Here is a 21,880-nt window from a genome sequence, read left to right as displayed (position 1 = left end):
TAGGTAAAATTGAAATCCTTAACGCAAGACGGCGGGGGCAAGATTGCGCGCAATAGTCATCAGCTATGATCCCAATAAAAAAGTTGGAATGCTCCGATCTGACGAACTTGGGAAGCTTGAATTTGATATGTCGCAGTGGAACGGCAGAGGGCGGCCCAAAATTGGCGGAGAAGTAGATTTCGATGCAACATCAACGGCATCAGGTCGCGCCGAAGACATTTATCCCATCAGTCGTTCAGATCAGGTAGATTTCTATTTTCCAGAGGACGAAGGCAAACAGCGACTGACTTATGGGATATTGTCTCTGGCTCTGTCGATAGGCGGCATAATGACCGGAGTATTGGCGATAATCACGATTCCAATTGCAGTCTGGGCGAGCCGGAAAGGATTGAAGATACAACCGGAAATCCGGGATGGATCCTATGTCCTTTGTCAGGTGGCGTTGGTCGTTTCGGTTGTTTGTTCAGTCCTGCTTTTTCTGATAATTCTGATGATAATCGGTTTCTTTGTCTATTCTTTGAGCAGTTAAAAAATGCCAGAGGGCCTGTAAGCCGGGTTCTGTCCATCCGCATAACGGAATAGCCAGCCATTCATCTCGGCGATGCATTGCTGCACCGCTCCAGCAACCAACCCGGGCAGCAGGCCGATATCGCCATTTGCCGCCCCTATTTGGTTTTGCTCCGGGTGGGGTTTACCGTGCCGGTCCTGTCGCCAGTCCCGCGGTGCGCTCTTACCGCACCCTTTCAATGTCACGCAGCCGAAACCAACGCGACCTGCTTTCTGTTGCACTGTCCCTGAGGTCACCCTCGCCGGAAGTTATCCGGCACCCATATATCGTGGAGCCCGGACTTTCCTCCCGCAGCTGCAAAAGCAGCCACGAGCGACTGGCCGGCCCTCTGGCCAACCCTATTTAGTGACTCCACGCTCTCTGTCCAACATTAAAGCGAGCAATATCGCACGACATTCACCGTCAATGACGCCGTCGATATTTTCAGGGCGGAAGCGCCGCTGAAACGCGACAACCGCATCTTTTTCTGCGGTTATGTCATATCCAAACCGTTCGAGCGCGAGCATGAAGCCGCCATCCGTCCAGATCGGATCAAAGAGGTTTTTGCTGGGCCGCTTCAGCGCGATGCCCATTTTTGCGAGCCTGTCCCAGTCAAAAAGCTCCCCCGGATCCTGTTTCCTAGCGGGAGCCAGGTCGCTGTGTCCGATGACGTTGGACGGCGTGATATGGTGGCGTTTGACAATATCTGCCGCGAGACGCGTGACGGCATCCATCTGCTCTTCGGGAAAGGGTACATAGCCCCACTCATGGCCCGGATTGACGATCTCGATCCCGATACTGGCGCTGTTGACATCTTCAATGCCACGCCAGTACCCGCGTCCGGCGTGCCAGGCCCGGTCTTCCTCCCGAACCATGTTCACAATCTGACCATCCTCGGTCACGACATAATGAGCGGAGACCCTGGCATCCGCATTGGCCAGCCAGTTGATCGCCGAGGCTGCATCTTCCATCCCGGTATAGTGCATGACGAGGATCGATACCGGTGATTTCCGCTCGTCAAAATTGGGTGAAGGCGTCCAGATCATGTCCATGCCCACCCCCATGTTCCGGTTACCCCGCGACGATGGCGCCGAGCAGAAGTTCGGACTCCGCTGGCGGTGAAACTCGCAGGTCGCCGTTATTCTGCAATGCCAGTTCGCGCGACATCCAGGCGGCTGCGGTGCGGGCACTCAGATCACTATCGGCCAGCGTGCCTTCCAGCGCCGCCCGGATACCTTCATCCAGTGCAATTTTCGGACCTTCGGCACGAACCACGACTTCGGTGCCCTGCTCTCCTGCTTCCGCGCCGACATCCAGCCGTCCACCGCGAACCAGCGCTTCCCGGGCGATCATCGCCAGGTTGAGCAATATCTTGACCGCCTTTTTCGGCAAAGTTGCGGACTGAACCGCCCAGCCCAGTGCAATTTTCTCCTGATCCCCCACGAGGCTTTCAACCAGCTGTTTGGCTTCCGCTGGGTCCACCTGATCACCAAAACCTCCGGCCGCACCAAAAGCGAGCCGGAAATATTTCAGCTTGTTCGCCGAGGCCACAGCACTGTCCGACAACAGCTCCAGACAGCGATCCCGCATTTCCGGATCTGTCTCATCTTCCAGCAGTTCGAGACCATTATTGATGGCGCCAACCGGGCTGAGCAGGTCGTGACAGAGTTTGGAACAGAGAAGAGCAGCTATGTCCAAGCTGTTTTGGGTCATTCAGATGTACCTTTTGCGAGTGATTTCAGCGTCATTGGCTATCTGGCCTTTTGCGCGCCATCAATCAAGTGGGCATTCCAGTTCTACCGGGTTGAACCGGTCGAGAAGCCTACCGGATTCGGTCGCTTGCCAGGCCGCGGCGTCCGTTCCGTTGATGATCAGCCATATCCGGCCATCCGGAGCAGCAGAAACGGCGTCTGTTGGGGATGGTTCGACCTTGTTGCCCGGGTGGGAGTGATAATAACCGACAATCGGCATTCCGCCGTTCCGCATGTCCCTTTCGGCGGTGATCAGCATCGCCGGATCAATTTCAAAATGTCGCTGCCGATCCACTGCCACGTTTTTCGCTGCACGGATCGAATCAACCCTGTTGTTTCGCCCCAGCAGAAGTCCGCAGATTTCTTCGGGCGAGGCCGACCGAGCCATCGCCTGCATTTCCATCATCAACTTGCTTGATATGATCAGCTTCATGGCCCACATCTAGGCGATGCCGACATCGCATTCCATCAAAACCGGAACCATTCCGGAGACTGACAAAAAACAGCGTCTGGATGCCGCCCTGGCGGGGGTTCTGGAGGATCTTTCGCGGGAACGGATCAAGGCGCTGGTTGCTGCCGGAAACCTGCAGGTAGACGGGGTGACGGTATCCGACCCGGCTTCAAAGAAATGCGCGGGACAGCCTTTCGTCTTGACGGTTCCGGCACCAGTGGAAGGCCCGGCACAGCCGCAGGATATTCCGCTGGATGTGGTGTTTGAAGACGATCATCTGATCGTCGTCAACAAACCCGCCGGGCTGGTGGTGCATCCGGCTGCCGGCCATGCGGATGGCACATTGGTCAATGCCCTGCTCCATCACTGCAAGGGGCAGTTGTCCGGAATCGGCGGGGTGGCCCGCCCCGGTATCGTCCACCGGATCGACAAGGACACATCCGGGCTGATGGTTGCCGCGAAAAGCGATGCGGCCCATCAGGGACTTGGCACGCTGTTTGCTGAACATGACATCGATCGGCGATATCTCGCCATTGTCCACGGGCGTCCCAATCCTCCTTCGGCTACGATCGAAGGGAATATCGGGCGGAGCAAGGTAAACAGGAAGAAAATGGCAGTTGTCGGAGATGACCGGGGCAAGCCGGCGATCACCCATTATACCACGAAAGAACCGCTGAACGGGGCCACTTTGGTCGAATGTCAGCTCGAAACCGGACGGACCCATCAGGTGCGGGTGCATATGTCCCATGTGGGGTATAGTCTTGTTGGTGATCCGCTATATGGTGTTCGTCGAAAATCTTTGCTTTCCAATGGAAAAGTAATTCGATTTTGCCGTCAGGCGCTCCATGCTGCTAATCTAGGTTTTATACATCCCGTGACGAAGGAAAAACTGAGTTTTAACTGTAACTTTCCCCCGGATATGCAGGAACTATTCAGCAAGTTGCGTGTATAAAGAGGACACCCTATATAGGGTGAGACCAATGGGTGCTTGATGAGGCCCTGAGGCATATAGAAAAGGAACAAAAATGGCTAAAAATAGCAATGTTCCGGCAAAAATCCCTGCCCTTGGGGGGGACGCAAGCCTGAACCGTTATCTATCGGAAGTGCGAAAATTTCCGTTATTGACTCCCGAACAGGAATATATGCTGGCGAAGCGCTATTCTGAGCACAAGGATCAGGAAGCCGCCGCACAGCTGGTAACATCTCACCTTCGACTGGTGGCCAAGATTGCCATGGGCTTTCGTGGCTATGGCCTGCCGGTGTCTGATCTCATTTCCGAAGGCAATGTCGGATTGATGCAGGGCGTGAAGAAGTTTGAGCCGGAAAGAGGTTTCCGCCTGGCGACTTACGCCATGTGGTGGATCCGCGCGTCAATTCAGGAATATATCCTGCGCAGCTGGAGCCTCGTGAAAATGGGCACCACCGCCGCACAGAAGAAGCTGTTCTTCAATCTGCGCCGGATGAAGAATAATCTGGAAGCCTTTGAAGACGGCGATCTGAAACCCGAAGACGTTGCCAAAATCTCGTCTGACCTTGGCGTGGCAGAGCATGAAGTCGTGAACATGAACCGCCGCATGTCGATGGGTGGTGACGCCTCGCTCAACATTCCGCTCTCGGAAGATGGCGAAAGCGGTCAGTGGCAGGATACTCTGGAAGATGATGGCCCGCTGCATGATCAGCAGATTGCCGACGCCCAGGAAGCCGATTTCCGCCGCGAGATGCTGAATGAAGCCATGGAATCGCTCAACGAGCGCGAACAGCATATCCTGGCCGAACGCCGCTTGTCGGAAGACCCGAAAACTCTCGAAGATCTGAGCAAGGTCTATTCGGTGAGCCGCGAGCGGATCCGCCAGATCGAAGTGCGGGCCTTCGAAAAGCTTCAGAAAGCCATGCTGCGTATCGCTGGTGAAAAGCAGCTTCTCGCCGCTGGCTAAACCACCAACAGCATGATCAACATGCAAAACGGCGCCCCGAAACAGCAATTGTTTTCGGGGCGCTGCTTGTTTAGGCGTGGGTGACAGTCAGCAGTTGTAAAGCGGTTTCATGGGTCTCCTCAAATTCCTGATCAAATTGATATTGTGGTTTCTGCTGATCTCCCTCGCCTGGGTCGGTATCACCGCCTTTGTCCCTCCCCCGATCACGGCGACGATGATCATGGACGAAAATGGCGCGAACCGGGAATGGGTTCCGCTGGAGTCGATCTCGCCCAATTTCACGCGTGCTGTCATTGCCGGGGAAGATGGCAAATTCTGCAGTCATGACGGCTTTGACCGGGAAGCGATCCAGAAAGCGATCGAGCGTAACCGCGAAGGTGGTCGCATTCGGGGTGGCTCGACCATTTCCCAGCAAACAGCCAAGAATGTTTTTCTGTGGCAAGGCGGGGGCTATTTCCGCAAGGGGCTGGAAGCCTGGTTCACTTTCCTGATCGAGGAAATCTGGGGCAAGCGCCGGATTATGGAAGTCTATCTCAACGTCGCGGAAACCGGCATTGGCACCTATGGCGCCGAAGCAGGCGCGCAGCGATATTTCAAAAAGAATGCTGCGGATCTGACCCGAATGGAAGCCGCCCGCATGGCCGCCGCCCTGCCCCTCCCCAAAAAGCGCGCAGTCAATGGTGCGAAAGGCTTTACCAGACGTTATGGCAACACGATCGCCGCGCGGATCAATGTGGTGAAGCGGGATGGGCTGGACGGATGCGTTTATGAGTGAATGCCCGCTTTGGGCGCAAAAGCGGACATTAGAGGATATGAAGCTGACCTTCCGTTTACGACCCATTTGCGGACAGCAGAAATTTTGATAGAACGCGGCATGGCAGACACCCAGTCAACACCACCGGCTCAAAAAGCGGCACCGTACAGTTCGAGCGCTCCTCATCCCTACGCTTGCTTTCGGTGTCGCAAGAGCTTCAAACGAGCCAGTCGGGTTGAAGCTGTTCTTCCTTGCCCAAATTGCGGTGGGCCTAGCATCGGACTGACCCGCAAGTTTAAGCCTCCAAAAAGCACTGACGCCAAGCAATGGAAGAAAGTAGAGGCGCTTGTTCGTCATGGCTTCCTCTTTTGGAGCCTTAGTGAGCCTTATCCGGAAACCTTGGAGGAAGTGCCCGCATTTGCGCTTCGCCATGCCAGCTTTGTTGCATGCGAACGTGCGAACAATCCCGAAGCCTTTGCACAAATTGATGCTGCGCTCTCGCTCGAGACGTAGGTCCGCTTCCGCCCCACTTTCAGACATTCAACGGGATAAAAGCTAGAGTCCGCTTTGAGCGCAAAAGCGGACGTTAGAGATCCATCTTTTTTGACTGCCAATCGACTAGCTGGCGGAAATTGGTTGAACCAATAGCGGCGCAATCTTGACTGCGATTCATAGGGGCAACAACGACGCCGCCTTCATCAACGCACTTTTTTGCACTACTCATTTTCCAGACCAATCCGCAGATAAGAAGCAATGCAAAAGCGACAATGAGTATTATTGGATGAAGGCTTTTCATCGACGGACATTGGGCGGTTGTTTTAACAAATACAATATTGCTGAGCTCTCATATGACGAACGCTAATGTCCGCTTTCGGGATATTACTGACGCCTATTGAACTTACGCGCCCGTTGACGGAACCTCGCGATTCCGCGAGAGCAGCCATACCCTCTCCACGCATCGGTTAGGTTACGTCGCCTCATTGCCACTGATGAATCTCCGCGTTCGATCGCTTCATCTATTCGCTTTTTGCAGCGTTCAAGAATCCAATGATGCTTATTCCTTGGACGGGGCTCTTGGAATATCGCCTTCCAATCACTCCATGTCGGCTCAGGCGAGCGCCGCAATCGTCGTCGCATAATCCTTATCTTTGAGATGTAACACTGGGCTGCGGCTGCTCTCACCATTCCGCGCGCACGCGCCTCCAAGCAAAAGCTATGCTGCCAGTCGAGCCGATAACTTATATCTGTCGGGTCCCGCCAATTCATTTGAAAGGCCTTATACGAGCATCTTTAACATCCGCTTTCCACTCCACTTTCGGCCATTCGACAACGCCAAATCTAGTGTCCGCTTTCGGGATAAAGCGGCCATCATTTCCAAAGAGTCGTGCAGCACCTGCCACTAAAGGCAAGATCCGTCGAGAAGAGAAATATCGATGTTCTTGGGCAGTCGGACTCCGGCACCTGGGAAGAGGTTCAGGCCGTACCTAAGCCGCGTCTTCTTTCTTCGCCTTGTTGCTCTTGGCAATCACCTTCACAGGCTCCTTGGTGCCAGCCACCACATCCTTGTCGATGACAATCTCGTCCACGCCTTCCAGATCCGGTAGGTCGAACATGGTATCGAGCAGGATATTCTCGACGATGGACCGCAGCCCTCGGGCACCGGTCTTGCGTTCGATGGCTTTCTTGCCGATCGCGATCAGCGCATCCTCGGTGAAGGTCAGGCCGACATCTTCCAGCTCGAACAGTTTGCGATACTGTTTGACCAGCGCGTTTTTGGGCTCCTGAAGAATAGTCACCAGCGCGTCGATATCGAGATCTTCCAGGGTCGCAATAACCGGCAGACGACCGACAAATTCCGGGATCAGGCCGAATTTCAGGAGATCTTCCGGTTCGCCTTCCGCGAGCAGCGCGCCTACCTTGCGTTCTTCCGGCGCAGCAACATGAGCGCCGAACCCAATGGATTTCGCTTCCAGGCGGTCGCCGATAATCTTTTCCAGACCGGCAAAAGCGCCGCCACAGATGAACAGGATATTCGTGGTATCAACCTGCAGGAATTCCTGCTGCGGATGCTTGCGGCCGCCTTGCGGCGGTACGCTGGCAGTTGTGCCTTCCATCAGCTTGAGCAGCGCCTGCTGCACGCCCTCGCCCGAGACATCCCGGGTGATCGACGGGTTTTCCGCCTTGCGGCTGATCTTGTCAATCTCGTCAATATACACGATGCCGCGCTGTGCCTTCTCGACATTATAGTCAGACGCCTGCAGCAGCTTCAGGATGATGTTCTCGACATCTTCACCGACATAGCCAGCCTCGGTCAAGGTCGTGGCGTCTGCCATGGTGAAGGGCACGTCAAACGTCTTGGCGAGAGTCTGTGCCAGCAAGGTCTTGCCGCAGCCAGTCGGACCGACAAGCAGGATATTTGACTTGGCGAGTTCAATATCACCTGATTTGGCCGCGTGATTGAGGCGCTTGTAGTGATTGTGGACAGCTACGGACAGAACCCGCTTGGCCCGGTCCTGACCGATCACATAGTCATTGAGAACATCGCAAATTTCCTGCGGTGTCGGGACTTCGCCGTCTTTTTTGCCGGTTACCGCACCTTTTGTTTCTTCACGAATGATGTCGTTGCACAATTCGACGCATTCATCGCAAATGAAAACCGTCGGGCCCGCGATCAGTTTGCGGACTTCATGCTGGGATTTTCCGCAGAAAGAGCAATAGAGCGTGCTCTTCGAATCAGATCCCGTCAATTTCGTCATAAAAAGTCCTCAACTATCGGCCAGAGTCGCCAATTTAACTGGCAAACTGCAAATTGCTACCGCTTTTTTGCGCCCCGTTGGCGCCGAGCGATAAGTCTATCAAATCGGGCTTAATTTTGGTTTAGTGGTGCGATAACCGCTTATTTATCATCTTCTGCGGGTTTTGGGCGCTTGTCGTAAACCTCGTCTACAATGCCAAAAGCCTTGGCTTCGTCGGCCTCAAGGAAAGTATCCCGGTCCATGGCTTCCTCGATATCTTTGATCGGCTTGCCGGTATATTTGGCATAGAGTTCGTTCATCCGGCTGCGGATGCGCAGGATTTCCTTGGCCTGGATTTCGATATCGGACGCCATGCCCTGCGCCCCGCCGGACGGCTGATGAACCATGATACGGGCATTGGTTGTCGCCATGCGCATGCCAGGCTCACCGGAGGCCAGAAGGAAGCTCCCCATGGAGGCCGCCTGCCCGACGCACACCGTGCCTACGCGGGGACGGATATATTGCATGGTATCATGAATGGCCATGCCGGCAGTCACCACTCCACCCGGAGAATTGATATAGAGATAGATGTCCTTTTTCGGATTCTCCGATTCCAGAAACAGCAACTGGGCGGTGATGATTGATGCCATGCCGTCTTCGACCGGTCCGGTCACAAAAACGATGCGTTCGCGCAGCAACCGCGAAAAAATGTCGAAACTGCGTTCGCCGCGATTGGATTGCTCGATAACAACGGGAACCAGAGCATCGACAACCGGATTGCGCTCATGAGAATCGAAAGGGTTCATGGATATTCCTTCTAACTGTAGGGGGTCTATATCTGGTCTCCTTGCCAAGCAATCAACCCCCGATTGCAGATAGATGACATTGCCAATGAAATAGCCTGCTCCTATATCAGCTGCAGGCTTGGCCAATTAGCGATTTCAAGGAGAAACACATGTCGCAATATTCACCCTCGATCGGGGACTTTCAGAGTGCACAAGAGGATGAATCCGCTGGTCCGATGGCGGCGATGATGAGCAAGTTTCTCGAAACCCGCACGGTCCTGATATTTGGCGGCGTGGATCAGAAGCTGGCCGAAAGAGTAACAGCGCAGATCCTGTATCTCGACCATTTGAGCAATGATCCCATCAAATTGATGATCAACTCCCCGGGTGGTCATGTTGAATCCGGCGATACCATTCATGACCTCATACCCTATATCAACTCGCCGGTTGCCGTTGTCGGCACGGGCTGGGTTGCGAGTATTGCAACCCACATATTCCTGGGCGTCCCCAAGGAGCAGCGCTTCTGCTTGCCGAATACCCGCTTTCTGATCCATCAGCCATCCGGCGGCGCGGGCGGCAAGGCCTCCGACATTGCGATTCAGGCTGAGGAAATCGTCAAGATGCGTGAACGGATCGCCCTGAAGATTTCCGAAGCCACGGGTCAGGATATCGAACGTGTCCGCAAGGATATCGATCGCGATTACTGGATGAGCACGGATGAAGCCAGGGAATATGGAATCCTGGGCACGGTGATCAACACGGCCAGCGAGATCAAGATCTAGCAGCCACGTTACCTCCAGACACAAAAAAGGGCTCCTTCGCGGGAGCCCTTTTTCGTTTTCGATCTGATTATTTCTTGGCGGCGGGCTTTTTGGCAGCCGGCTTCTTCGCAGGGGCTTTCTTTGCCGCAGGCTTTTTCGCAGCCGCTTTTTTCGCCGGAGCTTTTTTGGCAGCGGGCTTCTTGGCTGGGGCCTTCTTCGCTGGCGCTTTTTTCGCAGCGGCCTTTTTGGCCGGCGCCTTTTTCGCCCTGGGCTTGGTTTCCGCTTCGTCTTCCGCCTCAATCGCGGCTTCCAGTTCTTCGCGGGTCACAGTCTTGTCCGTGATTTCGGCCTTCTCAAACAGGAAGTCGACGACCTTGTCTTCGTACATCGGGGCGCGAAGCTGGGCAGCTGCCATTGCATCCTGCTGGATATATTCCATGAACCGCTGACGGTCTTCCGGACGATATTGCTGCGCTGCCTGCTGGATCAGCATCGACATTTCCTGCTGACTGACTTCAACGCCATTGGCCTGTCCGATTTCCGACAACAGCAGGCCGAGGCGCACACGGCGGACCGCAATTTCGCGATACTCGTCCTTTTCGTCTTCCATTTCCTTGCGTGCCGCTTCCGGATCCTCTTCCTGGGCGGCTTCCTGTTCGAGCTGCTGCCAGATCTGGTTGAATTCGGCTTCGACCATGGTTGGCGGAACGTCAAAATCATGATCGGCGGCGAGCTGGTCGAGCAGCTTGCGCTTCATGTGCGTGCGGGTCAGACCGTTCAGTTCCTGCTCAACCTGCCCCTTCAGCAGTTCACGCAGCTGGTCGAGACCCTCAAGACCCATGGACTTTGCCATTTCGTCGTCAGCCTTGGATTCCTTCGGCTTCTGCACTTCGCCGACAACCACATCAAAAGTGGCATCCTTGCCCTTGAGATCCTCGACATTGTAATCATCCGGGAAGGTGACCTTGACCAGAACTTCGTCATTGGCCTTCTTGCCGACCAGCTGGTCTTCGAACCCGGGGATCAGGCGGCCCGAACCCAGTTCGATCGCCATGCCCTCGCCCTTGCCGCCTTCGAACGGCACACCGTCAACCTTGCCTTCAAAGTCGATCAGGCACTGGTCACCAATTTTGGCCTTGTAGGACTTGGCTGCGGTTTCGAACTGCTTCTGGCTCTCGGCAAATTTCTGCAGCGACTCTTCCACCGTCTTTTCATCGGCTTCGACCTGCAGGCGTTCCAGCTTGAGGTTGTCGACGGAAGGAGCCGGCACTTCGGGAAGCACTTCCAGTTCGACTTTGACTTCAGCATCCTTGCCTGGTTCATAGCCTTCGCCAAGCTCGACCGAAGGTTGCATGGCCGGACGCAGCCCGTTGTCGGCAATCACTTTTTCCACACTTTCCTGAACAGTGCTGCTGAGCGCGTCCTGCATCAGGGCATCATTGTGCATCTTGCGCACCAGATTCGCGGGCACCTTGCCTTTGCGGAAACCGGGCATGTTGACCTGCGGAGCCAGTTTCTTGACTTCATTGACCACCCGGTTTTCAATATCGTCAGCGGAGATCTTGATGTCATAGGCCCGTTTCAGACCTTCGTTCAGCTTTTCAACAATCTGCATGATTACCCTTTAATGCCTTCATAATTTCTGTTTCGATCAGATTTTCTGATGTGATGGTGCGGGCGAAGGGACTCGAACCCCCACACCCGAAGATACCAGAACCTAAATCTGGCGCGTCTACCAATTCCGCCACGCCCGCACGAATATCACCGCCAAAACCGTATCGAATTTTGATTGACACGCGCGCCTAGCGGAAAGGTGCACAAAGGGCAAGTGCCGCTGTGTGATTGCCTCAACAGTATCGGTCTTTTAAACTTATTTTCCGGTCAGTCTCACGCTGTTGACCAGATTCAGGAAATCATCCCGGTTGTGCTCGAAGAAATGAATTTCCGGAGCGGTGTAGTTAATGAGATACAATTCTCCGTCCACGATCGCTCCCATCGCCTCTCCCTTGCGAACCAGCTCGTTCCCTGTCGCGACATAGTGATAGGTAAACCGGAATCCTGGCTGGTCTGCAAACTGCGCCGGTTCGATAGCATCGATTTCAAAAAGGGCAGTATCCAGTACAATCCGGTTCGTTGCTTCGAACCATTGCACAACATCGGGAACCAGCATTGTTGAATCAAATTTGGGAAGTGGTTTTGTCTTCTTTTTCCGGTCTTTCAACAACGTATCGCCGGTTTGGAGGCCGCCGTAAAAAGTTATTTCGTTCAAACTGAGGCCATCCAGAGTCCATGCCTCGGCCTTTTTGCCCGGACGCCGGGTCCACCGGTTCCACTCCTGCTTTGGCGTGACCAACATGCCGCTTTTCTTGAGCTTGACCTCCTGATTTGCGGCGATGAGTTTCCAGCCCGCTTCTACAGGAACCGGCAAGGATAGGGCGATAGTAGCAGCGACCACGGCGCCAAAAAATCGATTCATTGTACAACTCCTGCAATCATTGAAATCATGGGTTTGTCCTTGGCATCCGGAGCCAGCTCCAGATATCTTCTCAAATTGGCTTGGCCTTTTTCTTTCAAACCGCTGCGCATTTGCGCCAGTCCCAGCCCTCGATAAATTTCCGGATATCCGCCCCCGGCATCGATGGATTGCTGGAAATAGTCCGAAGCTTCAACAAAATCTCCGGGATTCCCGCGGGCGCGATGCAACTCGCCTTTGGCGTAGAGCAAATCGGCGGTCCAGCCACCTTCGGCAAGCTGACCAAGCAAAAAATCTGTCGCGCCGAAATCATTTAACTTGATCTGATCGTCAATCAGTCGGGGCCACCAGGGGCCTATTGCTGCCCGAAATGCCTCGATATTGTCAGTGGCAGAATCCGGCACATTGATGGCCAACGCCTTGGTTTTCAGAGTTTCCATGCGCTCCCCCGTATTGGGGTGTGTCGCAAACAGGCCACCGGTCTTGTCTTTGCGGCTCTTGCGCTTCCGTTCTGCGGCGGTAGCGTCCTGTTCATCGCGTAACTGCTGCCAGATTTCTGACGCGGAGATCGGCGTGTAGCCAGCCTTGACCAGATAATCGAGAGATATGTCGTCTGCTTCCCGTTCCATGTCGCGGTTGAACGAAAAAATCGAATCGATCATGAACAATCCGGCAAATGGAATGACAAAACTAAGGAAAAACCCGGACCCCGATTTGCTTTTGATATCCCGAAAGGATTGAAGACTGTGGCGCCGTTCATAATGACCATATTCGTGCGCCAGCACCGCCGCCAGTTGCGCCTCGTTCTGGACGCGAAGCAGCAACCCTGACCAGACCTGCATCATGCCATTGGGTGCCATGGACGCATTAAAATGTGGCGTTCGCATCAGATACAGGCGAATTTCCCCACATTCCGCTTCACCAACCGTGTTGCAAAGTACCGAACGTACATATTCATTCAGCGCAGGATCATCGATTATGAAATTGGAATTTTTGAGTTCCCGTTCGACTTCATCCACCTGCATCCACAGGCCTTTTTCATCATCATCCAGAGGCTGATAGCCGGGTTTGATCGACTCGCTGAAATCCTTGATCTGCCTCTCGTTCTTCGCATCCACTGGCGCAGCTGCAAGAACGGAGGCAATAACCCCTATGGAAACAATCCTGGAAATATTTCTCAGCAATTGTTTAATCTGTCGGTGTTGAAGCCGGTTCGGATGACACCGGCTCGACGACAGGTTCGACTGGCTCGCTTTCGATTGTCTCTTCAACTGCCGCCTCGACTTTTTCATCAGGTTCGCCGGTGATGCCAGCATCTTCTTGTGTGGCTTCTTCTGTTTCTGCCTGCTCCGTCACTGCGGTCTTGATAACGGCACCGCCCACGGTACCCTCTGCGGGCAGCGGGAAGTCTTCCAGTAGTTGCGCGACGCGCTTCTGGGCGCCTTCCAGTTCCCGCACATCGCCACCCATTGATCCATCGGCATTAACCCAGACCAGATCTCCGGTCTCCAGGTCGACAAGGCCGGCATATCCAATATGCACGCCGGACGGCACGATCACGCAGGCACCAATCAGACAACCGAGCATGCCTACGGCTTGAGCCGCCTTACGTCCGGCGGATCCGTAACTGTCATATGTGCAGAAAAACAGGCCATATTGTCCGCCACCGAGTTCAGCAAGTTTTTGGGTACCATTGCCCATGTTATATTCGAGAGAATCCACCTTCTTTTTGGTCGGCAGACGGTTACCTACAAACAACTTGTGAGTTAAAACGGAACCGGTCACGGCCTTGAACAGGTTCCGGTAATCCGAAACCAGTTTTCCATCGTCTCCCTCATAATCAGGAAGAAACACAAACCGGTGCTGGCTTGTCACGTCCGCTTTGGTCAATTCCTCTGTCAGAAGCGTGCGGGCTGTTTCTGTCCACTCGACATTCGGTTCGTTCAGACCGCCGGCTGATTGTTCGCCGACACTTATGTCGGGACGAAATACAAGGATTGTGGCACTTCCGTCAGAAGGAAAGGCAAAACCTTCCTTTGCGGCAGATTTCTCCTGCGCGGATACTGGACTGGTAACGAATATTGAAAATGTGATTGCGACAAGCGCAAGCAAGCGATGCATGGTGTGACCCCCTCGATTTCCCCATCCACCATGAAATACTATTCGAGCTAATTATCAAGTGTTTTCTTGAGCAGTTCGTTCACAACCTGCGGATTGGCCTTGCCCTGCATCGCTTTCATTGTCTGGCCCACGAAAAAGCCGAACAATTTGTCTTTTCCGCCGCGATATTCTTCGACCTTGTCTGCATTAGCCTGCATCACTTCGGCGATGACCTTTTCGATGGCGCCGGTGTCAGACTCCTGCTTGAGACCTTTTTCTTCCACGATCTTTGCGGCGCCGTCGCCGGTTTCCAGCATGATCTCGAATACCTGCTTGGCGATTTTGCCGGAAATCGTGCCATCAGCAACCAGTCCGAGCAATTCGGCCGCCTGTTCTGGCGTAACCGGGCTTTCCGTGATGGTCAGCCCCATCTTGTTCAGCGCGCCGAACAGTTCCGAGGTCATCCAGTTGGCTGCGGAACTCGCGATTTTTTCGGGTTCGTTTGACGTGTCGAGCAATTTCTCGAACCACAGGGCCGTCTCGTGCTCGGCCGTCAGGACGGCGGCATTATAGGCGCTGAGGCCCAGCACATTTTTGTAGCGCGCCCGTTTTTCATCGGGCAGTTCCGGCAGGCTCGCCTTGCAATCGAAGATGAAATCATCCTCCAGCTCGAGCGGCAGCAAGTCCGGATCCGGGAAATAGCGATAGTCATGCGCGTCTTCCTTGGAGCGCATTGACCGGGTTTCGCCCTTGTCCGGATCAAACAGGCGGGTTTCCTGTACGATTTCACCGCCGCTTTCGAGCACGTCGACCTGACGCTGGGCCTCATATTCGATGACCTGCTGGACAAAGCGGACGCTGTTCACATTCTTGGTTTCGGTGCGGATGCCCAGCTCTTCACCGGGCTTGCGCACACTGACATTGACGTCGGCGCGCATCGAGCCCTGTTCCATATTGCCGTCACAGCTACCGACATAGCGCAGGATCGAGCGCAGCTTTTTGACATAGGCTCCGGCTTCTTTCGGCGACGTCATGTCCGGGCGGGAGACGATTTCCATCAGTGCAACGCCACAGCGGTTGAGATCGACATAACTCATCGTCGGATGCTGGTCATGCATCAGCTTGCCGGCATCCTGCTCGATATGGATGCGCTCAATCCCGATTGCCTTCCCATGGGCATCCGGATCCTTCTCATCGAGCGAAATCTGCACTTCGCCCTCGCCGACGATCGGATGGTAAAGCTGAGAGATCTGATAACCCTGCGGCAAATCGGCATAGAAATAATTCTTCCGGTCAAAGCGCGAATATTTGTTGATCTGTGCGTTGATCGCGAGGCCGGTTCGCACGGCCTGCCGTACGCATTCCTTGTTGGGAACCGGGAGCATGCCGGGCATGGCCGCGTCGACGAGGCTGACCTGCGTATTTGGCTCTGCCCCGAATTCTGTGGAAGCCCCTGAAAACAGCTTGGCATTGGAGGTGACCTGCGCATGGACTTCCAGGCCGATCACGACCTCCCATTCGCCGGTTGCACCCTGGATACGATATGTTGATTCTGTCATAGCGTCACACTGCTCTTATCTATTTTTGCATAGCCGGAAATTTCAGCGCTTCCGTCGGCATCTCGAATATAAATGTTCACTTGGCCATCCCAAGGATAATGTCTTGGAGAAACCTCGACATCTTTGCCAAACCACTGGCTTTTCTCCGAAATTATCGTCCCAAAGGCCTTTTTGTCACTGCACTTTAATCTGCACATAAATTCTGATGGAGTCTCAATCGTCGAATGCCCATCTGACCAACCAAAGCCATATTCAGGTTCGACCTTTACCTTTAAGCTCACCACCACTGCTCCGGTTTCGCGACAAATCCGGCCCGTTCTTCCAGGGCCAGTCCTGCGTTAAATACATTTTGCTCATCCAGTGCCTTGCCGATGATCTGCAGGCCCAAAGGCAGTCCCTGCCCATCCAGTCCTGTCGGCACCGACATGGCGGGCAGACCGGCGAGTGAGCTCGGTACGGTGAACACATCATTGAGATACATAGCGAGCGGATCATCCGCCTTTTCGCCCAGTCCGAAGGCGGCGCTCGGCGCGGTTGGCGTCAGCAGCAGGTCACAGCTGTTCCATGCTTTCTCGAAATCCTGCGAGATCAGCGTCCGGACTTTCTGTGCCTGAGTGTAATAAGCGTCGTAATAACCGGCGCTCAGCACATAGGTGCCGATCATGATCCGGCGCTTGACCTCGGCGCCAAAGCCGGCCTCGCGCGTGGCGGCATACATGTCCTGTAGCCCCGCGCCGTCCGGCAGATCCCGCGAGCCATAACGCACGCCATCATAACGGGCGAGATTGGACGACGCTTCTGCCGGTGCAATAATATAATAGGCCGGCAGTGCATATTTCGTGTGCGGCAGCGATACATCGACGATGGTTGCGCCCGCATCCTTCAGCCATGCGATGCCCTGCTCCCACAGTGCATCGATTTCCGCCGGCATATTGTCGACCCGATATTCTTTCGGAATGCCGATCTTCTTGCCTGCCAGATTGCTGTTCAGCGCGGCTTCCCAATCCGGAACCGGCAATTCGAGGGAGGTCGAATCCTTGGGATCAAATCCGGCCATCGCTTCAAGCATGATGGCGCAGTCGCGCACATCCTGTGCCATCGGTCCGGCCTGATCCAGCGAACTGGCGAAGGCGATGGTGCCCCAGCGCGAGCAGCGTCCGTAAGTCGGTTTGAAACCGGTGATGCCGACAAAAGCGGCAGGCTGACGAATCGACCCGCCGGTATCCGTACCGGTTGCCGCCGGAGCAATCCGTCCCGACACGACAGCGGCGCTGCCGCCTGACGAGCCACCAGGAGCCAGATCGGTGTTGCCACCATCATTGCGCCGCCACGGCGAGATCACATTGCCGAACGCGCTGGTCTCATTGGACGAACCCATGGCGAACTGGTCCATGTTGAGCTTGCCAAGCATCCCGGCGCCGGCCTTGAACAGATTGGCCGAAACGGTGGATTCATATTGTGGAGTGAAGCCTTCCAATATCCCGCTGGCTGCCGTGGTCTCAACGCCTTCGGTACAAAACAGGTCCTTCATGCCAATCGGCACGCCGACCATTTTGCCCAGTGTTTCTCCAGCGGCAATGGCCTTGTCTGCGACATCTGCTGCTGCGAGTGCGTGGTCCGGTGTTTCGACGAGGAACGCATTGAGCGGCTTTGCGGCACTGACGCGGCCGATAAAGGTTTCGGCGACTTCCCGGGCGGTGAAATCGCCGCCGGTCAGACCATCGCGAATGCCGGCGATGCCGAGATCAGAAATATTGCTCACTATTCAATCACCTTCGGAACACCGAAAAAGCCATGCTCGGCTGCCGGTGCGTTTTTCAGTATCTTGTCGCGCATGTCACCGTCGGTCACCGCATCTTCCCGCAATCGCAGCTTGTTGGGAATGACCGCCGTCATCGGCTCGACATCCTTGCAATCCACTTCGCCGAGCTGCTCCACCCATCCCAGGATGTTGTTCAGTTCCGGCACGAGGGCATCTGCTTCGGCATCGGTTATCGCGATGCGGGACAGGCTGGCGATTTTCTGGACGGTTTGTTTATCGACGGACATGAGGGATTTCCGGGCTGGTTCGTGTGGACATTCTATTGCGGTTCATCTTTTTACGGGTATTTCTGTGGAAAATTGTCTATCTGGCGCCGCTAGCATTGGCGCGATGCGGCTTCAAGCTGAATGAGCCGATTTCCGCCAGACAGGAGCAAATAATTGGCACGCAAGTTTCTCTATTTTGTTGCAGGCATAACAATTCTGGTCATTGCAGGCGCATTTGTCCTGCGAATCTACGGCGAAGATCTCGCCGAAATCGTGTTTGTCCCCGACACGGAGTTTGAGCCACAGGAGTTGCTGGAAACCAGTATTTATGCCGACGTCTCCATGTGGTTTGCCCGCCCGGAAATCGAAGAGGGCAATCCGGCGCTGTGGCTGCCGCAGGGATATGAGGGCGAATCGGCAAAGCCCGATACGCCGGCGGCGATATTCTTTATCCACCCGACATCCTTTCTGAAAAAGGACACATGGAACGGTTCGCTGGACGACAAGGAATCACAGGATCGCGCGCGGATTTTCCTGAGAGGCCAGGCCAGTGCCTTCAATCAGGTCGGAGACGTCTGGGCACCGCGATATCGTCAGGCGACGCTGGGAGCGTTCCTGACCGACAAAAAGGAAGGGCAGCAGGCGCTGGATGCGGCCTATCAGGATGTCCTGGTGGCATTCGATCATTTTGTCCGGGAAATTCCCGCAGATCAGCCGGTCATTCTCGCCGGCCACAGCCAGGGCAGCCTGCATCTGACCAATCTGCTGAAAGACCGGGTGGCCGGCACGCCGCTGGCGAGCCGGATTGTGGCGGCCTATATTGTTGGATGGCCGGTATCGGTCGAAGCTGATGTCCCGGCCCTTGGTCTGGATATTTGCAAGGAACCGGAACAGGTCAATTGCCTGCTCAGCTGGGAAAGCTTTGCCGAACCGGCGGACTATGGCCGGATAGTGGAAGTATATGACACAACGATTGGATTTACCGGCGAACCACGGGCCGGCACGCAATTGCTTTGCACCAATCCCTTGCGCGGAGATGTCGACTCCGCAGCCCCGGCCAGCGAAAATCTCGGAACCCTGGTGCCCAATGACAAACTCAGCGATGCCACATTGGTTGAAGCGGCGGTCCCGGCGCGCTGCGATGACCGGGGGTTTCTGCTGATCGGCGACCCACCTGACCTCGGACCCTATACGCTTCCCGGAAATAATTATCATGTCTATGACTACAGCCTGTTCTGGCGCAACGTCCGGGCGGACGTGACAAGAAGGATGCAGTCATTTCTGGAACGCTGATCACGGACGATCTTGCCGAGTTTCGCGCCAGCTTGCCCGATGGCGGGCGGTTGATGGGCCTGGATGTCGGCAGCAAGACGGTCGGCCTTGCCTGTTGCGACAGCCAATGGACTATCGCCACGGCAACGGAAACCATTGCGCGTCGCAAATTTTCGAAAGATCTGGAAAGGCTGAAACAGGTCATTGCAGAGCAACAGATTGCCGGACTTGTCGTCGGCCTGCCGCTCAATCTGGACGGCAGTCAAAGCAAGCAAACTCAGGCTTCCCGAGCCTTTGCCCAGAATATTCGCGTGCTCGAGCTGCCCATTTTGCTGTGGGACGAGCGGTGGAGCACCCAGGCCGTCACCCGCGATCTGATTGCCGTCGATGTCAGCCGCAAGCGCCGCAGTGAGATTGTCGACAAAATGGCAGCAGCCTATATTCTCCAGGGGGCGATTGACGGGCTTGCCGCCATCGCCTGACCGCTCTATAGGGCTGGCTTTAATGACATCGAAACAGCAAAGCTCGCCGCATCAGTTTCCCGACGGATCAGATGCCTTCCCACATCGTCATCTATTGGGCATTGCCGGGCTTCAGCCCTGGGAGATTCTGTTCCTGCTGCAGGAGGCGGGCCAGTGGGTCGATCTCAATCGCAAGTCCAGCAAACATGCCAGCCGGCTCGAGGGACTGACGGTCATCAATGCGTTTTTTGAGAACAGTACCCGCACGCTGTTGTCCTTTGAAATTGCGGGCAAGCGCATGGGTGCAGATGTCGTCAACATGCATGCCGCCCACTCCAGTGTGAAAAAAGGCGAGACACTGATTGATACGGCGGTGACATTGAACGCCATGCGGGCCGACGCGATTGTGATCCGGCATGCCAGTTCGGGTGCAGTCAGCCTGATTGCGGACAAGGTGGACTGTCCCGTGCTCAATGCCGGCGACGGCAGTCATGAACATCCCACCCAGGCCCTTCTTGACGCCCTGACCATTCAGCGTCGCAAAGGAGATATCAGCGGCCTCACGGTCACCATATGCGGTGACATCATGCACAGCCGGGTTGCGCGGTCCAATATCTATTGTCTGACCACCTTGGGCGCCCGTGTCAGGGTTTGCGCGCCCCCTGCCCTGCTGCCTGCAGCGCTGGACCAGATGAATGTCGAAACCTTCACTGATTTTAATGCGGCTCTGGATGGCACCGATGTGGTGATGATGCTGCGCCTCCAGAACGAGAGGATGAGCGGGGATTTCATACCCAGCCCCAGGGAATATCACCATCTCTATGGCCTCACTCGTGATCGGCTGGCGCTTGCCGGTGAAGATGCGCTGGTCATGCATCCCGGGCCGATGAACCGGGGGGTTGAGATCAGCAGCGACGTAGCAGATGATGCTGATCGCTCCGCCATCACCGAGCAGGTCGAAATGGGCGTTGCGGTGCGCATGGCCTGTCTGGATGTCCTGACCCGCAGATCCCGCAAGGTGGAGGGATGGTCATGAAAAAGGTCTTTCGCAGCTCAAAAGTTCTGCTTCCCGAACAGGCCGAGCCTCAAAGCACGGCCATCGTTACCGATGGCGACCGGATTGTATCTGTCGGCGAAGACCAGGGCCCGGATACCGGTGAAATCGTGGATTTTGGTGACCAGATCCTGGCACCCGGTATTATCGACCTGGCTGTATTTGCCATCGACAAGCCGGCCTTTCATTTCGGTGGCATCACACGGGCGGCCCTGATGCCGGACCAGTCCCCCGTTCTGGATCTGCCCGCGATGGTCAAGCACAGCGCCACGGAAGGCAAGCCGGATCTGTGGCTGCATCCGATCGCTGCAGGGACAAAAAGCCTGGAAGGCAAGGAACTCGCCGAGATTGCCCTGATGAAAGAAGCGGGCGCACGTGCCGTCGCTACGGGCCGAAAATGGATCTCAGACAGCGGCATCATGCTCAAGTTGCTGAAATATTGTGCTTCACTGGACATGCCGGTCATCGTTCACAGTGAAGATCAGGGACTTGCGGGTGATGCCGTCGCAACAGATGGCGAAACCGCCACACGACTGGGCCTGGCCAGCGCTCCCGCATCGGCGGAGGCCCTGTCCATTGCACGGGATATTGCGCTGCTACGAGAATGCGGCGCCCGCCTGCATTTTCGTCAGGTTACAACCGCCAACGGGCTGGAATTGATTCGTGCAGCAAAGAAAGAGGGGTTACCGGTTACCTGCGGCATTACCCCTGCCCATCTGTTCCTGTCAGACATCGCGGTCAGTGATTTTCGCACCTTCGCACGGTTGTCTCCTCCCCTGAGAGCCGAGGAAGACCGGCAGGCCTGTCTGGAAGCCGTCGCCGACGGCACCATTGATGTGATTTCTTCAGGACATGATCCCCGGGGCCCGGAAGACAAGCGCCTGCCTTTTGCGGAATCTTCTCCCGGCATGGCTGGAGCGGAAACGCTACTGGCCTTGTCGCTCAGTCTCGTCCGCGACGAACGGATATCACTGAACCGGCTGTTCGAGCTGTTGTCCACAAATCCGGGTCGCATATTGGGCGTATCTGCTGGCAGCATCGCAGAAGGACAGGACGCGGATTTCATCTCCGTTGACGTCGATGCCGCCTGGCAGGTCGATAACCGGAAAATGGCGGCGGCGGCAGGCAATACGCCATTTGACAAATTACCGGTTCAGGGCCGCGTACGCGCCATGTATAAAGGCGGGAGCGCTCTGTAGCACCCCCGCCTATAAT

The 21,880-nt window shown here is 55.3% G+C and carries 23 protein-coding genes, 1 tRNA gene and 1 other RNA gene; 10 read left to right on the top strand and 15 right to left on the bottom strand.

Translation table 11 applies throughout. The features are described 5' to 3' along the window. The first annotated feature begins 43 nt into the window (after nucleotides 1-43). Nucleotides 44-529 carry a hypothetical protein gene (locus BUQ90_RS12015; protein ID WP_074205425.1) on the top strand — a complete coding sequence of 162 codons (486 nt, stop codon included), beginning with the start codon at nucleotides 44-46 and terminating at the stop codon, nucleotides 527-529. A 2-nt stretch (nucleotides 530-531) separates the two neighbouring features. Here BUQ90_RS12015 and rnpB read toward each other — a convergent pair. From rnpB to BUQ90_RS11995, 4 genes are all read right to left on the bottom strand, one after another. Further along, nucleotides 532-900: RNase P RNA component class A (rnpB, locus tag BUQ90_RS12010), an RNA gene on the bottom strand. Nucleotides 901-906: 6 nt separating this feature from the next. Continuing rightward, nucleotides 907-1,599, bottom strand: coding sequence for an N-acetylmuramoyl-L-alanine amidase (locus tag BUQ90_RS12005; RefSeq protein WP_074205424.1), 693 nt, complete (start codon nucleotides 1,597-1,599; stop codon nucleotides 907-909). Nucleotides 1,600-1,618: 19 nt separating this feature from the next. After that, a complete protein-coding gene (locus BUQ90_RS12000) occupies nucleotides 1,619-2,260 on the bottom strand; it encodes a histidine phosphotransferase family protein (RefSeq protein WP_074205423.1) in 642 nt (213 codons plus the stop codon). A gap of 60 nt (nucleotides 2,261-2,320) precedes the next feature. Next, nucleotides 2,321-2,731, bottom strand: a complete 411-nt coding sequence (locus tag BUQ90_RS11995) for a M67 family metallopeptidase (RefSeq protein ID WP_074206396.1) — start codon at nucleotides 2,729-2,731, stop codon at nucleotides 2,321-2,323. 16 nt (nucleotides 2,732-2,747) lie between these two features. Between BUQ90_RS11995 and BUQ90_RS11990 the strand changes: the two genes are divergently transcribed. The 4 genes from BUQ90_RS11990 to BUQ90_RS17795 all read left to right on the top strand — a co-directional run bounded on the left by BUQ90_RS11990 (nucleotide 2,748) and on the right by BUQ90_RS17795 (nucleotide 5,950). Further along, nucleotides 2,748-3,701 (top strand): RluA family pseudouridine synthase, encoded by a 954-nt coding sequence (locus tag BUQ90_RS11990; protein WP_074205422.1) that lies wholly within the window; start codon nucleotides 2,748-2,750, stop codon nucleotides 3,699-3,701. Between the two features lie 73 nt (nucleotides 3,702-3,774). Continuing rightward, the gene (gene rpoH, locus BUQ90_RS11985; RefSeq protein WP_074205421.1) at nucleotides 3,775-4,683 is read left to right on the top strand and encodes an RNA polymerase sigma factor RpoH; all 909 of its coding nucleotides are present in this window, start codon (nucleotides 3,775-3,777) and stop codon (nucleotides 4,681-4,683) included. 109 nt (nucleotides 4,684-4,792) lie between these two features. Further along, complete coding sequence (gene mtgA, locus BUQ90_RS11980; RefSeq protein WP_074205420.1) at nucleotides 4,793-5,458, top strand: monofunctional biosynthetic peptidoglycan transglycosylase; 666 nt, start codon at nucleotides 4,793-4,795, stop codon at nucleotides 5,456-5,458. A 99-nt stretch (nucleotides 5,459-5,557) separates the two neighbouring features. Further along, nucleotides 5,558-5,950, top strand: a complete 393-nt coding sequence (locus BUQ90_RS17795; RefSeq protein ID WP_074206395.1) for a hypothetical protein — start codon at nucleotides 5,558-5,560, stop codon at nucleotides 5,948-5,950. A gap of 971 nt (nucleotides 5,951-6,921) precedes the next feature. On the opposite strand, the gene clpX is transcribed toward BUQ90_RS17795, so the two are convergent. Then, entirely contained in the window at nucleotides 6,922-8,193 is a 1,272-nt protein-coding gene (gene clpX, locus BUQ90_RS11970; RefSeq protein WP_074205419.1) for an ATP-dependent Clp protease ATP-binding subunit ClpX, read from the bottom strand. Between the two features lie 140 nt (nucleotides 8,194-8,333). Then, a complete protein-coding gene (locus BUQ90_RS11965; protein ID WP_074205418.1) occupies nucleotides 8,334-8,978 on the bottom strand; it encodes an ATP-dependent Clp protease proteolytic subunit in 645 nt (214 codons plus the stop codon). Nucleotides 8,979-9,127: 149 nt separating this feature from the next. On the opposite strand from BUQ90_RS11965, the gene BUQ90_RS11960 reads away from it, so the two are divergent. Next, complete coding sequence (locus tag BUQ90_RS11960; RefSeq protein ID WP_074205417.1) at nucleotides 9,128-9,739, top strand: ATP-dependent Clp protease proteolytic subunit; 612 nt, start codon at nucleotides 9,128-9,130, stop codon at nucleotides 9,737-9,739. Between the two features lie 67 nt (nucleotides 9,740-9,806). Here BUQ90_RS11960 and tig read toward each other — a convergent pair whose 3' ends face one another. The 9 genes from tig to gatC all read right to left on the bottom strand — a co-directional run bounded on the left by tig (nucleotide 9,807) and on the right by gatC (nucleotide 17,899). Continuing rightward, nucleotides 9,807-11,333 carry a trigger factor gene (gene tig, locus BUQ90_RS11955; protein ID WP_074205416.1) on the bottom strand — a complete coding sequence of 509 codons (1,527 nt, stop codon included), beginning with the start codon at nucleotides 11,331-11,333 and terminating at the stop codon, nucleotides 9,807-9,809. Nucleotides 11,334-11,387: 54 nt separating this feature from the next. Further along, nucleotides 11,388-11,472, bottom strand: a tRNA-Leu gene (locus tag BUQ90_RS11950). A 116-nt stretch (nucleotides 11,473-11,588) separates the two neighbouring features. Continuing rightward, nucleotides 11,589-12,194 (bottom strand): hypothetical protein, encoded by a 606-nt coding sequence (locus BUQ90_RS11945; RefSeq protein WP_074205415.1) that lies wholly within the window; start codon nucleotides 12,192-12,194, stop codon nucleotides 11,589-11,591. Further along, complete coding sequence (locus BUQ90_RS11940; protein ID WP_159437099.1) at nucleotides 12,191-13,309, bottom strand: M48 family metallopeptidase; 1,119 nt, start codon at nucleotides 13,307-13,309, stop codon at nucleotides 12,191-12,193. Before BUQ90_RS11940 ends, BUQ90_RS11945 begins: the two co-directional genes overlap by 4 nt. Nucleotides 13,310-13,379: 70 nt before the next feature. Next, nucleotides 13,380-14,312 (bottom strand): hypothetical protein, encoded by a 933-nt coding sequence (locus BUQ90_RS11935; protein ID WP_074205413.1) that lies wholly within the window; start codon nucleotides 14,310-14,312, stop codon nucleotides 13,380-13,382. 47 nt (nucleotides 14,313-14,359) lie between these two features. Next, entirely contained in the window at nucleotides 14,360-15,850 is a 1,491-nt protein-coding gene (gene gatB / locus BUQ90_RS11930) for an Asp-tRNA(Asn)/Glu-tRNA(Gln) amidotransferase subunit GatB (RefSeq protein ID WP_074205412.1), read from the bottom strand. Next, complete coding sequence (locus BUQ90_RS11925; RefSeq protein WP_143182847.1) at nucleotides 15,847-16,131, bottom strand: hypothetical protein; 285 nt, start codon at nucleotides 16,129-16,131, stop codon at nucleotides 15,847-15,849. Before BUQ90_RS11925 ends, gatB begins: the two co-directional genes overlap by 4 nt. Then, the gene (gene gatA / locus BUQ90_RS11920) at nucleotides 16,128-17,612 is read right to left on the bottom strand and encodes an Asp-tRNA(Asn)/Glu-tRNA(Gln) amidotransferase subunit GatA (protein WP_074205410.1); all 1,485 of its coding nucleotides are present in this window, start codon (nucleotides 17,610-17,612) and stop codon (nucleotides 16,128-16,130) included. Before gatA ends, BUQ90_RS11925 begins: the two co-directional genes overlap by 4 nt. Then, nucleotides 17,612-17,899: an Asp-tRNA(Asn)/Glu-tRNA(Gln) amidotransferase subunit GatC gene (gatC, locus tag BUQ90_RS11915; RefSeq protein ID WP_074205409.1), complete on the bottom strand. Its 288-nt coding sequence runs from the start codon at nucleotides 17,897-17,899 to the stop codon at nucleotides 17,612-17,614. The genes gatA and gatC overlap by 1 nt, the downstream gene beginning before the upstream one ends. A gap of 153 nt (nucleotides 17,900-18,052) precedes the next feature. Here gatC and BUQ90_RS11910 point away from each other — a divergent pair, with 153 nt between their 5' ends. The 4 genes from BUQ90_RS11910 to BUQ90_RS11895 are packed head-to-tail and all read left to right on the top strand — an operon-like array spanning nucleotide 18,053 to nucleotide 21,864. Next, the gene (locus BUQ90_RS11910; RefSeq protein WP_074205408.1) at nucleotides 18,053-19,171 is read left to right on the top strand and encodes a DUF3089 domain-containing protein; all 1,119 of its coding nucleotides are present in this window, start codon (nucleotides 18,053-18,055) and stop codon (nucleotides 19,169-19,171) included. Between the two features lie 53 nt (nucleotides 19,172-19,224). Then, nucleotides 19,225-19,632: a Holliday junction resolvase RuvX gene (gene ruvX, locus BUQ90_RS11905; RefSeq protein ID WP_239447423.1), complete on the top strand. Its 408-nt coding sequence runs from the start codon at nucleotides 19,225-19,227 to the stop codon at nucleotides 19,630-19,632. A gap of 22 nt (nucleotides 19,633-19,654) precedes the next feature. After that, nucleotides 19,655-20,647, top strand: a complete 993-nt coding sequence (locus tag BUQ90_RS11900; protein WP_074205406.1) for an aspartate carbamoyltransferase catalytic subunit — start codon at nucleotides 19,655-19,657, stop codon at nucleotides 20,645-20,647. Further along, nucleotides 20,644-21,864: a dihydroorotase gene (locus BUQ90_RS11895; RefSeq protein ID WP_074205405.1), complete on the top strand. Its 1,221-nt coding sequence runs from the start codon at nucleotides 20,644-20,646 to the stop codon at nucleotides 21,862-21,864. Before BUQ90_RS11900 ends, BUQ90_RS11895 begins: the two co-directional genes overlap by 4 nt. The last annotated feature ends 16 nt before the right edge of the window (nucleotides 21,865-21,880 follow it).

The sequence above is a fragment of the Parasphingorhabdus marina DSM 22363 genome, from assembly GCF_900128895.1.
Classification (GTDB): Bacteria; Pseudomonadota; Alphaproteobacteria; order Sphingomonadales; family Sphingomonadaceae; genus Parasphingorhabdus; species Parasphingorhabdus marina.
This window is presented reverse-complemented; position numbering and strand designations above follow the sequence as displayed.

Excerpts from the sequence above, each read along its gene's own strand:
- BUQ90_RS12005 (WP_074205424.1), bottom strand. The coding sequence starts at position 1,599 with ATGGACATGATCTGGACGCCTTCACCCAATTTTGACGAGCGGAAATCA.
- BUQ90_RS12000 (WP_074205423.1), bottom strand. The coding sequence starts at position 2,260 with ATGACCCAAAACAGCTTGGACATAGCTGCTCTTCTCTGTTCCAAACTC.
- BUQ90_RS11995 (WP_074206396.1), bottom strand. The coding sequence starts at position 2,731 with ATGAAGCTGATCATATCAAGCAAGTTGATGATGGAAATGCAGGCGATG.
- BUQ90_RS11990 (WP_074205422.1), top strand. The coding sequence starts at position 2,748 with ATGCCGACATCGCATTCCATCAAAACCGGAACCATTCCGGAGACTGAC.
- rpoH (WP_074205421.1), top strand. The coding sequence starts at position 3,775 with ATGGCTAAAAATAGCAATGTTCCGGCAAAAATCCCTGCCCTTGGGGGG.
- mtgA (WP_074205420.1), top strand. The coding sequence starts at position 4,793 with ATGGGTCTCCTCAAATTCCTGATCAAATTGATATTGTGGTTTCTGCTG.
- BUQ90_RS17795 (WP_074206395.1), top strand. The coding sequence starts at position 5,558 with ATGGCAGACACCCAGTCAACACCACCGGCTCAAAAAGCGGCACCGTAC.
- clpX (WP_074205419.1), bottom strand. The coding sequence starts at position 8,193 with ATGACGAAATTGACGGGATCTGATTCGAAGAGCACGCTCTATTGCTCT.
- BUQ90_RS11965 (WP_074205418.1), bottom strand. The coding sequence starts at position 8,978 with ATGAACCCTTTCGATTCTCATGAGCGCAATCCGGTTGTCGATGCTCTG.
- BUQ90_RS11960 (WP_074205417.1), top strand. The coding sequence starts at position 9,128 with ATGTCGCAATATTCACCCTCGATCGGGGACTTTCAGAGTGCACAAGAG.
- tig (WP_074205416.1), bottom strand. The coding sequence starts at position 11,333 with ATGCAGATTGTTGAAAAGCTGAACGAAGGTCTGAAACGGGCCTATGAC.
- BUQ90_RS11945 (WP_074205415.1), bottom strand. The coding sequence starts at position 12,194 with ATGAATCGATTTTTTGGCGCCGTGGTCGCTGCTACTATCGCCCTATCC.
- BUQ90_RS11935 (WP_074205413.1), bottom strand. The coding sequence starts at position 14,312 with ATGCATCGCTTGCTTGCGCTTGTCGCAATCACATTTTCAATATTCGTT.
- gatB (WP_074205412.1), bottom strand. The coding sequence starts at position 15,850 with ATGACAGAATCAACATATCGTATCCAGGGTGCAACCGGCGAATGGGAG.
- gatC (WP_074205409.1), bottom strand. The coding sequence starts at position 17,899 with ATGTCCGTCGATAAACAAACCGTCCAGAAAATCGCCAGCCTGTCCCGC.
- ruvX (WP_239447423.1), top strand. The coding sequence starts at position 19,225 with ATGGGCCTGGATGTCGGCAGCAAGACGGTCGGCCTTGCCTGTTGCGAC.
- BUQ90_RS11900 (WP_074205406.1), top strand. The coding sequence starts at position 19,655 with ATGACATCGAAACAGCAAAGCTCGCCGCATCAGTTTCCCGACGGATCA.
- BUQ90_RS11895 (WP_074205405.1), top strand. The coding sequence starts at position 20,644 with ATGAAAAAGGTCTTTCGCAGCTCAAAAGTTCTGCTTCCCGAACAGGCC.